Origin of the sequence: Hyphomicrobium facile (genome assembly GCF_900116175.1) — a bacterium.
Classification (GTDB): domain Bacteria; phylum Pseudomonadota; class Alphaproteobacteria; order Rhizobiales; family Hyphomicrobiaceae; genus Hyphomicrobium_B; species Hyphomicrobium_B facile.
Window position 1 is genome coordinate 552,521 of record NZ_FPCH01000003.1, and the last position, 14,040, is coordinate 566,560.

Annotated in this window: 13 protein-coding genes; 8 read left to right on the forward strand and 5 right to left on the reverse strand. The window is 61.3% G+C overall.

Annotation, left to right across the window (positions count from 1 at the left end):
- Positions 1–27: 27 nt before the first annotated feature.
- From BM399_RS15670 to BM399_RS15690, 5 genes are all read right to left on the reverse strand, one after another.
- Positions 28–606 (reverse strand): YceI family protein, encoded by a 579-nt coding sequence (locus BM399_RS15670; RefSeq protein ID WP_092868686.1) that lies wholly within the window; start codon positions 604–606, stop codon positions 28–30.
- On the reverse strand, positions 603–1,187 hold the full coding sequence (locus BM399_RS15675; RefSeq protein WP_092868687.1) for a cytochrome b: 585 nt from the start codon (positions 1,185–1,187) through the stop codon (positions 603–605). The genes BM399_RS15670 and BM399_RS15675 overlap by 4 nt, the downstream gene beginning before the upstream one ends.
- 116 nt (positions 1,188–1,303) lie before the next feature.
- On the reverse strand, positions 1,304–2,209 hold the full coding sequence (locus BM399_RS15680) for a transglutaminase family protein (protein ID WP_092868688.1): 906 nt from the start codon (positions 2,207–2,209) through the stop codon (positions 1,304–1,306).
- Positions 2,206–4,773, reverse strand: coding sequence for a circularly permuted type 2 ATP-grasp protein (locus BM399_RS15685; protein ID WP_092868689.1), 2,568 nt, complete (start codon positions 4,771–4,773; stop codon positions 2,206–2,208). Before BM399_RS15685 ends, BM399_RS15680 begins: the two co-directional genes overlap by 4 nt.
- A 127-nt stretch (positions 4,774–4,900) precedes the next feature.
- A complete protein-coding gene (locus BM399_RS15690; RefSeq protein WP_092868690.1) occupies positions 4,901–8,203 on the reverse strand; it encodes a transglutaminase family protein in 3,303 nt (1,100 codons plus the stop codon).
- A gap of 326 nt (positions 8,204–8,529) precedes the next feature.
- Between BM399_RS15690 and BM399_RS15695 the strand changes: the two genes are divergently transcribed.
- From BM399_RS15695 to BM399_RS15730, 8 genes are all read left to right on the forward strand, one after another.
- The gene (locus BM399_RS15695; protein WP_092868691.1) at positions 8,530–9,603 is read left to right on the forward strand and encodes a zinc-binding metallopeptidase family protein; all 1,074 of its coding nucleotides are present in this window, start codon (positions 8,530–8,532) and stop codon (positions 9,601–9,603) included.
- Positions 9,604–9,688: 85 nt separating this feature from the next.
- The gene (locus tag BM399_RS15700) at positions 9,689–9,868 is read left to right on the forward strand and encodes a hypothetical protein (RefSeq protein WP_092868692.1); all 180 of its coding nucleotides are present in this window, start codon (positions 9,689–9,691) and stop codon (positions 9,866–9,868) included.
- Positions 9,869–10,444 (forward strand): hypothetical protein, encoded by a 576-nt coding sequence (locus BM399_RS15705; RefSeq protein ID WP_092868693.1) that lies wholly within the window; start codon positions 9,869–9,871, stop codon positions 10,442–10,444.
- A gap of 17 nt (positions 10,445–10,461) precedes the next feature.
- The gene (gene hemP, locus BM399_RS15710; RefSeq protein WP_244531343.1) at positions 10,462–10,719 is read left to right on the forward strand and encodes a hemin uptake protein HemP; all 258 of its coding nucleotides are present in this window, start codon (positions 10,462–10,464) and stop codon (positions 10,717–10,719) included.
- A 22-nt stretch (positions 10,720–10,741) separates the two neighbouring features.
- A complete protein-coding gene (locus BM399_RS15715) occupies positions 10,742–11,653 on the forward strand; it encodes a heme/hemin ABC transporter substrate-binding protein (RefSeq protein ID WP_092868694.1) in 912 nt (303 codons plus the stop codon).
- Positions 11,650–12,735: a FecCD family ABC transporter permease gene (locus BM399_RS15720; protein ID WP_092868695.1), complete on the forward strand. Its 1,086-nt coding sequence runs from the start codon at positions 11,650–11,652 to the stop codon at positions 12,733–12,735. Before BM399_RS15715 ends, BM399_RS15720 begins: the two co-directional genes overlap by 4 nt.
- 3 nt (positions 12,736–12,738) lie before the next feature.
- Positions 12,739–13,560 (forward strand): heme ABC transporter ATP-binding protein, encoded by an 822-nt coding sequence (locus tag BM399_RS15725; protein WP_092868696.1) that lies wholly within the window; start codon positions 12,739–12,741, stop codon positions 13,558–13,560.
- Entirely contained in the window at positions 13,557–13,967 is a 411-nt protein-coding gene (locus BM399_RS15730; RefSeq protein ID WP_092868697.1) for a bleomycin resistance protein, read from the forward strand. Before BM399_RS15725 ends, BM399_RS15730 begins: the two co-directional genes overlap by 4 nt.
- The last annotated feature ends 73 nt before the right edge of the window (positions 13,968–14,040 follow it).

Consider the following 14,040-nt stretch of genomic DNA (forward strand, 5'->3'; position numbering starts at 1 on the left):
TTTCACGCCGGCCGTTACTCGCAGCCGTTATTGGCGGATGCCCTCGACGTTGAGCATGAGTTCTACGGTCTTCGATGCGGGGCCGAGATCGCGGTTGATGCCGAAATCGGCGAGCGTCAACTCCGTCGTGCCCGTGAAGCCATCGCGGTAGCCGCCCCAGGGATCCTTGCCGCCGCCGAGGCGCTCAGCATCGATCGTGATTTCTTTCGTCACGCCGTGTAGCGTGAGATTGCCGGTGATCTTTGCCTTGTCGGGCCCGGACGCCTTGACGCTCGTGCTCTCGAATGTCGCCGTCGGGAACTTGTCGGTATCAAGCAGATCGGCGGCGCGCAGATGCTTGTCGCGTTCGGCGTGATTTGTATCGATGCTCGTCGTATCGATTTCGACCTTCACTTTCGAAGCGTCGGGGTTCTTGTCGTCGAAGGTAAAGTTGCCGGAGAACTTATCGAAGCGGCCGGTCAGCCAGCTGAAGCCAAGATGCTTGATGCGGAAGGTGATCGACGCGTGGGCGTTCTTGGTGTCGATGACGTAGTCGGCTGCCGACGCGGGGAGCGCGAGCAGCGAAACGGTCATCGATGCCGCAAGAGCCGCTAATCTGAAGTTCATTGACGATTTTCCTTTTCTTGGACGAGTGATTCAATTGGCGGGGGCCCCGACCACATGCGCGTCAGGACCGGGCTCTTGTCGAGATAATGATGCTTCAAAGCGGCGCCTGCATGAACGACGGCGAGTGCGATCGTCGCGTAGCTCAGAATTCTGTGAACGTAGCCGGCGCGGCTTTCGAGCCCGTGCATTTGGAAGATCGACGGGACTGAAAACCATCCGAAGACGCTGATCGGCTCGCCGCCCGCTGTCGATATCAGATAGCCACTCGCCATCAGAGCGAACAGCAGAACATAAAATCCCCAATGGACGGCGTTCGAGGCCTTTTGCTCAAGAGGTGATAGCTCGCGGTCGGACGGCTTGACGTTCGCCGCTCGCCAGATCCAGCGAACGAGGAGCGCAAATAGCAGGAGCATGCCGACGCTGCGATGAACGTCGGGCGCGGAATTGTAATACGGGCTGTAGTAGTCGAGGCGTACCATCCATAGGCCAAGTGCGAACATGGCGATGATCGCGATCGCCATGAGCCAATGGAAGAGACGCGAGACGACCCCGTAGCCCTCCGTTGTATCGCGAATAAGCATCGTAGCACCAAGCTTGCGCGAAGGCGCAACGCCTCTCGGCGCCCCCTGATGCGAAAGAAATGCGACCGGTGTGCGGCTCCTTCAAGAGGGCACAAAAAGGTAACTACTCGCGACGTTTAGCGGCCGCTCAGCGCGTCGGCGGGCGCGCCTGCAATCATATTGACGTCAACGCCGACGCTGACGGAATGCTCACCGCCGCCGCGGAGCACACCGCTGATCGGGCTCACGTCATCGTAGTCGCGGCCGTATGCGACGGTCACGTGTTCGTCACGAACGATGATGCCATTGGTCGGATCGAAATCCACCCAGCCGTATTCCGGCGACCAGACCGAAATCCAGGCGTGCGTCGCGTCCGCGCCTTGCAGCTTCGGACGTCCCGGCGGCGGCCTCGTGTGGAGATAACCGCTGACGTAACGGGCGGGAATGCGAAGCGCACGAAAGCACGCCAAGGCAGCGTGCGCGAAATCCTGGCAGACGCCGCGCTTCGTCTGGAAGACTTGCGTCAACGGGGTCGAGACATCGGTTGCGTGCGGATCAAATGTGAAATCGTTGTACATCCGCATGACGAAACCCATCGCCGCATCGAGGACAGGCCGTCCCGGCGCGAACGACGGCGCGGCATAGTCGGCGAACTCGAGCGTCGGCAGCGTGATGCGCGAGGCGCAGCGGTACATCAGAACTTGGACATCGCGCTCGCCGCCGGCTTTCAGCAGGCAATCATCGAGCTGATCCCACGGCGTCGTTGACGCGAGATCAACGGGCGGCGGCGTCCGCTTCTCGACCGTGCTCCGCGCCAGCAGCACAAGCTCTTTGTGCTGCGACTCCATATCGAGAATGATGTCGATGTTTCCGAATGCGTCGATCCCGTCCTGCCGCGACGTCGGCACCGGCTCAACGGTCAGGCTGTGATGGCGGACGGTCTGCCCTGGCAGCGAGCGCGGCGTCATGTGCACGATATGCAGAGACTGCACGACCATCGAGCGATAGCGGTAATGCGTCTTGTGCGTAATATCGAAGATCATAGCGAGGGCTCTACCCTCGTGTGGGTCCGATGGGGCGCTTCGTCCATGACGTTGAAGTAGTGCCTCGTTATTTCGTTAGAAAGCTCGGGCAGCATTTCCAGCTGATCGAGCAGGAGGCGTTCGAGCATTGCGCCGCTCTCTTCCTTCGCCATCGCCTCGACGTCGGCCATGCGGATGGAAGTCAGCAGCGCGAGGATGAGCCGGCGATCTTCCGGCAATCCCGTGCCCTTGTACGTATCCGGAAGCCCTTCCAAATGCCGGGCGATTGCCGAGAGCTGATAGGCAAGGCTTCGCGGGTTTGCTTCGTCGAGCAGAAGAAGGTCGAGCACCAGCGCCAGCATCGGGTCGAGCCTGTAGCGCGAGCGATAGGTAATGAAGCTGTCGGCGAGTTCGAGCAAAAGCAACAAGCTGCTCTGCGTCTCTTCCGGATCCGGCAACGGAATGAACAGCGTGACGATCGCCTCGCTGAGATTTTGCGCTCTCTCTATGCGCCGCCCCATGTCGAGAAACGCCCAGCCCGAATTCCGCGTCATGTTCTCGTGCATGAAGCCGTTGAAGGCGGCGATCGCCGCGAGACCTTCATCCAAGACATCGAGGACTTCGAGCGGTTGCGCGGAGTTCAACGCCTCTCTCCAGCGGTCGCCGGAGCGGAACTTGCTCAGCGTCTGCCAAGCTTCGAGCGACAGACGATCACGCACGAGATGGGCAACGCGATAGAGCCCATCGAGCGTGCGCTCCAGAGTGCGCGAGCCGATACCGCCTGTGATGAGGCTTTCACACAGTCGTTCGATTTCGGCATCGGGCGGCGCGTCACGAGAGCCGGTGACGAGCCCCAGATCCTTGCCGAGAAGAACTTCGAGGCATTTGCGCGCCGCGCGGCGGCCGGTAGCGGGCCCGTTATCTTCCTCGATCCGCCGAAGTGCGCCGCGCAGCACCCGCATGGTCCAGTCGGCGCGCTCGCTGTAGCGGCCAAGCCAGAACATGTCGTCGGCGACGCGGCTTTGAATGACGCGCTGCGAACGCTCGATGCGCGTCGTTGCCAGCGTCGGCCGCCAAAGGCTGATGTGCGGCGCGAGTTCGCTTTCCGACAGGACCCAGACGTCGCGCGTGCGGCCGTCAGGAGCGCTGAGCGCCACGGCGCGTTCGGGATCGATGCTCATTGCGAGCCCTCCCGGCATGACCTGATAGCCGCCGTCCGTTCTGCAAATGAAGAGGCGGACGGCGAAGGGCTTCGGCACGAGCCCGTCGCGACCAAGGATCGGCGCAGAGCTGAATTCGACTTTCTCTTCGGCGACGAGCGTTGCACCGTGAAGTGCGATTTCGCGCTTCATTTTCTCGCGCTCGGGGGCGGAAAGTCTGCGGGCTTCCCAGCCGAGCGCGGCCTGGCCCGGCCGCCCTGTGCCCTCCTGTGCCTTGCGGATGATGAACTTATCCGGCCGCGCGAAAAGTTCGCGGCGCGCGTCGGGATCGCCAAGCCAGCGGCGCGGCGCATCCGCGAGCTCGAGTTCCTCTCCCAGAACATGACGGGCAAGTTCCGGCAAATAAGGTCCGAGGCCGCGGTTTTGTGCGAGGGCCGATCCTATGGCGTTGACGACGATGCGCGGCGACCTGCGGCAGACGCGGAGGAGGCCGGAGGGGCCGATGAAGCCCGTCGGATCGAGTTCGAGCGGATCGCTCGATTTGCCATCGATACAGCGCACGAGAAGGTCGATCTCTTTCAGGCCTTCGAGCGTCTTCAGATAGACTTGCTCGTTTCGCGTTTTGAGATCGTGGCCTTCAATGAGCAAATAGCCGAGGTAGCGCGCGAGATAGGCGTGCGAGAAATAGTCTTCGTGATGCGGGCCCGGAGTCATCAGCGCGATGCGCGCGTTTTCGCGGCCGCTGTGGAGCGTCAGCGTCGATTGCAGTTCCTGGAAATAGGGCGCCAAGCGGCGCGCGTTGCAATCTTTAAAGAGATCACCGGCAACGTGCGTGTGCACGACGCGGTTTGCCAAAGCAAAGCCGATGCCCGCCAGCGTCTCGGTGTGATTGTCGATGATGTGCCATTTGCCGTCTTCGCCGCGGGCGATGTCGGCAGCGTAAAACATCAAGCCGCCGGCATTCGGCAGGATGCCGTTAGCGGGTGCCAGATATGCGGCGTCGGAGAAAATCAGCTCGGCAGGCACAAGCCCTTCACGCAGAAGTTTCTGCTCGCCATAGACATCATTCAACAACGCATCGAAGAGCCTCGCACGCTGAATGAGCGCCGTTTCCAACCCTTGCCATTCGCTTGCCGAAATGACGACCGGCAAGAGGTCCAGCGTCCAGCGCTGCGGCGTCGTATGCGGGTCGGCGAAAATATCGTAGGCGATGCCCGTTTCACGGACGCGAGATGCGAGGCGGCCACATCGCGCCTGCCGTTCGGTTTCGGGAAGCTCGGCCAATTCCTCGAGCAGCCGTCGCCAATGCGCGCGGACCGTTCCCGACGCATCCAGCAGCTCATCGAATCCCGTTATCTCCTTGCGCCGGTAGGCGTCCAAGAGAGCGGATATTGGCTGTTCTTGCATTGCCGCTGCTGTCGTCATTCCGACCGGTCCACGCCGCGACGTCCTCCCCCAAATCAATCAGCGCACTATCGTGCGACGAGGCGCGGTCCGCAAGCGACGGTACCAGGCGAGGGGAAGCGATCGCCCTCAACGCACAGCTTGCCTTTCACACCGGACTCCGGCGCAGGTCCAGTGTGCATGGATAATCCGGGTTAACGCTCTCGGGCTTGATGGACATCGATCCGGCCGTGTGGCCTTCCGCGTCGAAACGCGCAAGGCGGCGGCCTTCGGCTTCGTAGGCATTGATCGGGAACACCTCGAAATTGCGACCGCCCGGATGTGCGACGTGATACCGGCAGCCGGCAATCGACCGCCCGCTCCACGTATCGACAATGTCGAACGCCAACGGCACGTGCGTGGGGATTGTCGGATGCAAAGCGGACGGTGGCCACCAAGCGCGATAGCGGACGCCAGCGACGGCTTCGCCCCAGTTTCCAGTCGGGGCCAACGGAAGCGGACGCCCGTTGCACGTTACGACGAAGCGATCGCCCGTCTGGCCTTTGACCTTTACTTCGACGCGCTCGAGCGAGGAATCGACGTAACGCGCGGTGCCGCCCGCGACACTCTCCTCGCCGAGCACATGCCAGGGCTCGAGTGCCTGACGCAATTCGAGCGTGAGGTTCGATGCCGACACGGTGCCGTAAAGCGGGAAGCGGAATTCAAAGTGCGGACGGAACCATTCAAGTTCCACCGGCAGGTTGGCGGACTTGAGGTCAGCGATGATCGTCGCGAAGTCGGACCAAAGGTAATGCGGCAGCATGAATCGATCGTGCAGCGCCGTACCCCAGCGCACCAGCTTCTGGCGATATGGCTTTTCCCAGAACATCACAATCAGTGCACGCAGCAGAAGTTGCTGAGCGAGGCTCATGCGAGCGTGCGGCGGCATTTCGAACGAGCGGAACTCGACAAGCCCCAGCCTGCCTGTCGCGCTATCGGGGGAATAGAGTTTATCGATGCAGATCTCGGCACGATGCGTGTTGCCCGAGACATCGATCAGCAAGTTGCGGAAGAGCCGATCGACCAGCCAGGGCGGGATGTGGCCAACTCCTGGATCCGGCACTTGCGAAAGAGCGATTTCGAGTTCGTAGAGCGCTTCGTGGCGGCCCTCGTCGGCGCGCGGCGCTTGGCTCGTCGGCCCGATGAACATGCCGGAAAAGAAATAGGAAAGTGCCGGATGATTTTGCCAATAGGCAATGATGGAGGCCAATAGATCGGGGCGGCGCAGGAACGGACTGTCGGCCGGTTCCATGCCGCCGACGACGATGTGGTTGCCGCCGCCGGTTCCGGTATGACGGCCATCGAGCATGAACTTTTCGGCGGACAGGCGCGTATCGTGCGCTTCCTCATAGAGCGCGGTCGTTATCGCGACTGTGCTCTCCCAGCTCGCCGAGGGATGGATGTTGACTTCGATGACGCCGGGATCGGGCGTGACCTTGATCACGTTGAGGCGCGCATCCGGCGGCGGATTGTAGCCTTCGATCTGCACCGGAACGCCGGTATCTTTCGCCGCTTCCTCGATCGCCGCAACGAGAGCCGCATAGTCTTCCGCGTCGGTCAGCGGCGGCATGAACACGCAAATGGCGTTGCCGCGCGGCTCGACCGTCAACGCGGTTCTGACAGAGCCTGCGATGTCCGGCGTGATCTCGATGGGTGTGTTCGGCTTGGCGGCTTCCAGCGTCACGACGCGGCGTTCTTGCAGCAGGACGGAACGTTCGGGCAGCGGCCGGGATTGGCCCATCGGATCGCGCGGGATGACGTTCGATTGCTCGATTGGCGCCAGCACCGGGAAGGATTGCAAGGGAAGCCGGAAGCCGGCGGGAGAATCGCCCGGCACGAGGAAAAGATGGTCGCGCCGGAGCGCCCAGCGTTCGGTGACCCATCGACGGCCGCGATCCGCCGTCTGCCATGCTTGTATCGGAAGAACATAGCTCGCAACCTGACCCAGTCCGCGATCGAAAACGCGCGCGATCCGTTCGCGCTCGGCGGGGTCGTCCAGCCTATTGGCTTCGGCCGTGACATTGATCGGCAGCTTGCGCTCGACGAGCAGGAAGTGCGCCGGATCTTCGTAGGCCGGGATGGCGCTATCGACCGGAAGGCCGAGCTTCGCACACAGGCCGCGCATCAGATTGTCGGCGTCTTCGATCATCGCGGGGCGTGCCACGCTCTCGCTGACGATGAGGTCCTGGTTTTCCCAGAGCGGCAGCCCGTCGCCGCGCCAATAAAGGGCGAACGCCCAGCGCGGGAGCTGTTCGCCGGGATACCATTTGCCTTGGCCGTAGTGGAGCAGTCCACCCGGCGCGAAGCGGCGTTGCAGCCGACGGATCAGTTGATCAGCGTAACGACGTTTGGTTGGTCCGACGGCCGCCGTGTTCCACTCGGCAGCTTCCATATCGTCGGCGGCGACGAAGGTCGGTTCGCCACCCATGCTGAGGCGCACATCGCCCTTGACGAGCCGCTCGTCGATCGCGTTGCCGGTTGCGACGATGGTTTTCCACGTTTCGTCATCATAGGGTTTCGTTACGCGCGGCGTCTCGCGGATGCGCGTGACGGCCATCTTGAAGTCGAATGCGACTTCCGCCTTCGTGTGGCTGCCGCTGACGGGCGCGGCGCTGACGGGATGAGGCGTCGCGGCAAGCGGAATGTGGCCTTCGCCCGCCAATAGACCGGACGTCGCGTCGAGGCCGATCCATCCGGCACCGGGAATATAGACCTCCGTCCAGGCGTGGAGATCGGTGAAGTCCGTATCGGCGCCTGCGGGACCGTCGTGAGGCTTCACGTCCGGCTTCAGCTGAATGAGGTAGCCCGATACGAAACGCGCCGCGAGGCCGACGTTGCGCAGGATCTGGGTCAGAAGCCAGGCGCTGTCGCGACAGGAGCCCGAACCCTTCGCGAGCGTTTCTTCGGGCGTCTGAACGCCCGGCTCCATGCGAATGAGATAGCTGACATCGGCCTGCACCATGCGATTGAGATCGCAGATGAAGTCGATCGTCGTTTGCGATTTGGGAACGATCTTCTTGAGATAGCGCTCGAGATTGGGGCCGAGAGGCGCTGCAGCGAGGTAGGGCGCGAGTTCTTTCTTGACGACGTCATCGTAGACGAACGGCCAAGCCTCGGCCTTTTCCTCGATGAAGAAGTCGAACGGGTTGATCACCGCCATGTCGGCAACGAGATCGACGGTGACGGAGAGTTCCGTGATCTCTTCGGGGATGACGACGCGGGCAAGGAAGTTGCCGAACGGGTCCTGCTGCCAGTTCAGGAAGTGCGATTTCGGCGTGATGGTGAGCGAGTAGCTCAGAATGGGCGTCCGGCAATGCGGGGCGGGGCGAAGCCTGATCACCTGTGGCGCCATGCTTACCCGTCGATCGTAGCGGTAACTCGTTTGATGGGTCAGCGCGACGTGAAGGACCATGAAGCAGCATCATCCCTGTTTGATCTGATCGCGGTGCCGGGCCTTCGGGGAGGGCCCCAGGCAACGAAATAGTCTTACCTGCGTTACCGGGCCGAAAGTTATGGTACAAGCGCGGGTTAGCCTAAAAAGTTCGCAGCTGCCAATTCTGCATGAGGTTTGAGCAGGGTGCTGAAAAATTCGGACCCCAGTGCGATTTATAAGGGCATCAACGTGTTTTATCGGCAAGGCCCAATGAGCCAGCAAGGAGCGGTCCGCCGCCGCCGGGAAACCCCGTTCGGGGCCATTTGCGCGTTTGCCTGCCGGCACCGGAGCATTCGGTACGCGGCATGAAGAATTTCGCCTGCTCGCACTGCGGAAACACGGTCTATTTCGAGAATGTGAAGTGCATGGAATGCGGCAGCACGCTCGGTTTCGATACCGGGGAAATGGCCGTCGTTGCGATAGCGGAAGCCGGCGACAGTACAGTCGCGCTCGACACCCCCATTTTTCGCAAGCTGAGCAGTACGCCAAGCGACGTTCCGCTTCGATATTGCGCCAATGCGGAGTTCGGCGTTTGCAACTGGCTGACGCCTGAGTCCGAGAGCAACGTTTTCTGCAAGGCGTGCGACCTCAACCGCCTTATCCCGAACCTTTCGGAGCGCGACGGATTACGAGCCTGGCGCGCGCTCGAACATGCGAAAAAGCGCCTCGTTTATTCGCTTCTGCGATTTGGGCTTCCGTTCGATGGTTCGGCTTCGGCAAAGGGTCCGCTGACGTTCGATTTCGTGCGCGACTCGCTGACCGGCCATCTCGATGGCGTCGTCACCATCGACGTCAGCGAAGCCGACTCCGTGCAACGGGAACTGCAACGGCAGCGGTTCGATGAACCCTACCGTTCGCTACTCGGCCATCTGCGCCATGAAAGCGGGCATTACTACTGGATGGTTCTCGTCGAAGAGCGCGATCGGCTCGACGAGTTTCGCGCACTCTTCGGCGACGAGCGCGAAGACTATGACGCGGCGCTTACGCGCCATCATAGCGCCGGCCCCACGCCCGATTGGCAGAAGCGGCACGTTTCCGCCTATGCCAGCGCGCACCCGTGGGAAGACTGGGCGGAAACTTGGGCGCACTATCTGCACATGGTCGATGCTCTCGACACCGCTGCGGCCGAAGGCATGGAGGGCCATGGCGTTCATCTCGATCTGCGCGACGATATCTATTCAAGCGGGACGTTCGGCGCGCTGATGGCGAGATGGATTCCGCTGACGATCGCCATGAACAGCCTCAGCCGCAGCATGGGTCATGACGATTTTTATCCGTTCGTAATTCCCGGCGCAGCTTACGACAAACTCGCATTCGTGCATCGCGTCATCCACGAGCGCACTCAGCGGTCGGCGGCGCCAGAGACCTCCAAAGTTTAAACTTGACTCTTGTAGTATACTTTAGCTTAATGGCTCCATTCGCCATTTGCGGGGCCTTGAACCTCGATATTTTGGATAGAAAACCATGAAACAATCGCACCTAAGCGGTGAGCGATTGGACGTGCGCGATAATTCCGGCGCAGTCCTGGCCGCATCGCTGTTCGCCGCCTCCGCGGGAATGATTTGGGATTTAGCGACGGGCGATGTCTCGGCATTCGACCGCATGCTCTCCAACCTTTCCGACGATGAAGGGGATGAGCGATAAATGCGGAACAAATCTCCGAAGCCGAACGACGGCAAGGCTGGCGACGGCAAGACCGGCGGCGAGGATACCTGTGCGGGCCACGCACTCGGATTTCCCCTGCGCGCCGAACTCGACTTTCTGCCGATCGAGAACGTCACGCTCGATATCTTCCGCTGCCTTTGCGAGGTGTACACCACTGGCTCGGCGCAGCCGTGGGAGATTGCGATGAAAGAGGCCGAGGCCAAGCTCGGGCCCGCCGAAGGTCCTCTTCTTGTCGCGCGTGTGACGGCGCTCCTCAGAGCGCTCCGATCCGAACGCAAAGTCGGCTTTTCCTATCTCAGCATCGGCTGCCAGCATGTTTCGCCCGACGAGCTTTCGGTATCGGGGCTTTTGAAAGCTGCCCGCTCCGGCAACGAGAGCGCATTGGATCGTGGATTGAAGCTGCTGGTGGAGGATCCGCAGGCGCCGGCGCGCACGCAGTTTGCCGCTCGCGCACTCGCCTCAATGCAGTCGCAGCACATTGCTTCCGATGCGAACGTTCGTGACGAGAGCCGCGCGTCGCAAAAGAAGACTGCACCGGCCCATTATCTTCACTAGAGCGGATATTGAAAGATATGCCCGCTCCCAGCCACTTATCCTTGATCGAGCGAATGCCTCAAAAAAAAGAGGTCGCAGCATCCGTACTGCGCCAAGCGGGGCAAAGCCCTAATTCAACGACCGAAGTGCCAAATACCGATGGCCCGACCGAGAACGGCGTCCGCTATCGAATCGACGAATTGCTCAAAGGTCACCGCGAAGCAACTCTCGTGCACCGAGGGCAAGAGTATCGCTTGCGCATTACCGCGACCGGCAAGCTGATCCTAACCAAGTAAGACACAACCAGGGACGCACGATATGGGCGTGGCAACACGACGATTTGCAATTGCTGGCGCGGCTCTCGCGCTGGCCGGGTTCTTGACCGAACTCGGCTTTGATCGCTCCCGTGCTGTCGCAGCCGATGCGGCCGAGGTGCGGATTCTGTCTCTCGGCGGCGACGTGACAGAGATCCTTTACGCGCTTGGGCAAGAGCAAAAGATTGTCGCCGTCGACACGACGAGCCAGTTCCCCGCGAGTGCCCTCACCGACAAGAAGTCGGTTGGATATTTGCGTGCACTCTCGGCAGAGGGTGTGCTTTCCATGAATCCCACGCTCATTATCGCGTCCGAGCAGGCTGGGCCGCCCGAGGTCGTCAAAGCCATCAAGGGCAGCGGCGTCCAATACATCGATATTGCGGAAAAGCAGACGGCTGAGAGCGTGCCCGAAAAGGTTCGCCGTATCGGCGAGGTTGTCGGCGCTGCCAGCGAAGCCCAGACGCTTGCGTCGAAAATCGAAGCCGATTTCGCGTCTCTCGAAAGCGATCGCAAGCAGATAAAAGATCGCAAGAAGGTGCTGTTCGTTCTCGCCGTTCAAAACGGCCGCGCGACAGTCGGTGGCGTGGGCACGGGCGCTGACGCCGTTCTGCAGCTTGCAGGTGCCGACAATGCAGCGGCCGGCGTCAACGGCTACAAGCCGGTGAGCGATGAACAGCTGGCAGAGTTTTCTCCCGACGCGGTTGTCGTGATGAGCCGCGGCACAGCCGATCGCCATGGCGCCAGCACGGCGCTGGAGTTGCCGGGCCTCAGCCAGACCCCGGCTGCAAAGACCAAAAATCTCATCGAGATGGACAGCCTGTATCTTCTCGGCTTCGGACCGCGCGCTCCTTCAGCCGCGCATGACTTGATGAAGGCTCTTTATCCCGAGCCCGGCCAGACCGCTGCAACGCCGTGACAGCCATCGACGCCAGGTTTGCTAAAGTTGCCGGTGCAGTGAGGCCTGCGCGAGCCAAGGTTTTTCTCGCGCTCACCGGGCTCTTGCTCCTTTCGGCAATCTTATCGCTCGCCATCGGACCGACCGGCGTTTCGCTGCAGTCACTGCCCCGCGCGCTCGCGGCGGCTGCCGGCTATGCCGCCGATTCCAGCGCTGAGCGGGACAGGTTGGTTCTGATCGATCTCAGGCTGCCGCGAACGCTGCTCGCTGCTTTCGTCGGCGCCGCGCTCGCGACGTCGGGCGCGATGATGCAGGGCCTATTCCGCAATCCGCTCGCAGACCCGGGCCTCATCGGCGTTTCTTCGGGCGCGGCGCTTGCTGCGATTGCGACGATCGTGCTCGGTCACGGGATCGCTGCGCCGCTAATTGCACCTCTCGGAATTTACGCATTGCCGATCGCCGCGTTCTTCGGCGGCCTTATCACGACGATCACGCTTGTCGCCATCGCGGCGCGCCGGGGACGGCTGGCTGTTGGAACGTTGCTGCTTGCCGGCATCGCTCTCGGCGCATTGGCTGGTTCGCTCGGCGGATTTCTGGCGTACGCGAGCGATGACCGGGATTTGCGGGATCTGACACTCTGGTCGATGGGCAGCCTTTCCGGCGCGAGCTGGCAGAAAGTTTTTGCGGTTCTTCCCTTTGCGGCAGCCATCTGTCTCGCCGTGCCGCACCTCGTGCGGGGGCTCAACGGATTTCTACTCGGAGAGTCGGAAGCGATGCACCTCGGCATCGATACCGAGCGGACAAAGCGGATTACCATTGCGACCACGGCCGCGGCCGTTGGAGCCGCCGTGGCCGTTGCCGGTGTCATCGGCTTTGTCGGTCTCGTTGCGCCTCACGTCATGCGGCTGCTTTCCGGCCCCGACCATCGCGTCGTTCTTCCGGGAAGCGCCATTCTCGGTGCAACACTCGTCATCGTTGCCGACATCATCGCGCGCATGGCGATACGGCCTGCAGAGTTGCCCATCGGTATCGTGCTCGCGCTCGTCGGCGCACCCGTGTTCCTTCATCTCGTGCTGAGGCGCGGCATCGGCGGGGGAGAATAAGCGATGCTTGAAGCACGTAGCGTCTCCGTAGTGGCAGGTTCGAAACGGCTCATCGACAATGTGTCGCTGACGATTACGCCCGGCCGCCTCACTGCCGTGATCGGCCCGAATGGCGCCGGAAAATCTACACTGCTGCGCGTCATGGCGGGAGAACTCAAGCCGAGCGAGGGCACGGTGTTCCTCGACGACACCGATCTCCTGAAAGTGCCGGTCGCCCGTCTTGCGGCACGTCGATCGGTAGTCGCGCAATCGACGACGCTGTCATTCCCGTTCACAGTTCTCGAAGTCGTCATGCTGGGCGCGACAGTGCCGGGATTTGGCATTCGCGATTCCGCTGCGGCAGATGCTGCACGCGAAGCACTAGACGCCGTGGGCCTCGCAGAATTCGAAACGCGGATGCTCAATGAGCTTTCCGGCGGCGAGCGGCAGCGCGTCCATATTGCTAGAGCTCTATGCCAATTGGCCACCGCTCCGCCGTCGCAAGCGGGAACGGCCGCAATCCTGCTCGATGAACCAACTGCGAGCCTCGATCTCAAGCATCAATGCGATGTGCTCGCACTCATCAAAGCGCAGGCCGAAATGGGACGGGCAGTCATGCTCGTCATTCACGATCTCAATCTTGCCGCAGCATTTGCTGATGAAATCGTACTGATGGCGGCGGGTAGGATCGCCGGAAAAGGTAAACCCGACGACCTCTTGAATGAGGATCTACTCAGCCACACGTTCGGGTGTCGATTGCGGGTCGTTTCGTCCGAAGATGGCGGGCGACTGGTGTTACCTTCGGCCATCACAGGCAAAGCGATCATGGGAGCGGCTGCAGAATGATGACGTTACCTGACGAACTGGCGGCCAACGGCGTAGCGGTGCCATTGGCGATCCCCGTCCTGCTTTCAACCAACATCGAACGGTCGGCCGAAATCTATGACAGCAAAGGTTTCGTCGTCGTGCACCCCGCGCACAACTATCTGATCCTGCGCCGGCGCGCTGTGGAGCTGCATATATCTTCCGTTGCGGTCATTCCCGAACCGCATTGCGTCTCCGCCTACATTCGCGTCAACGACGTCGACGAATGGTATTCCGCATTCAAAAACGGCCCGTCCAAGCGGCTATCGGAGGTTTCGGACAAGCCTTGGGGAATGCGGGAATTCCACTTTATCGACGACGACGGCAATCTTCTCAACATCGGCCAGATGCTGCCAACGCATACGGAATACCGCATAGGCGCAGCGTGACGATAATGTTGACTTTTTACGGATACAACAATAGCGTGCCGCCGCGGCAACGCTCCGCAAACAACAAGAATTC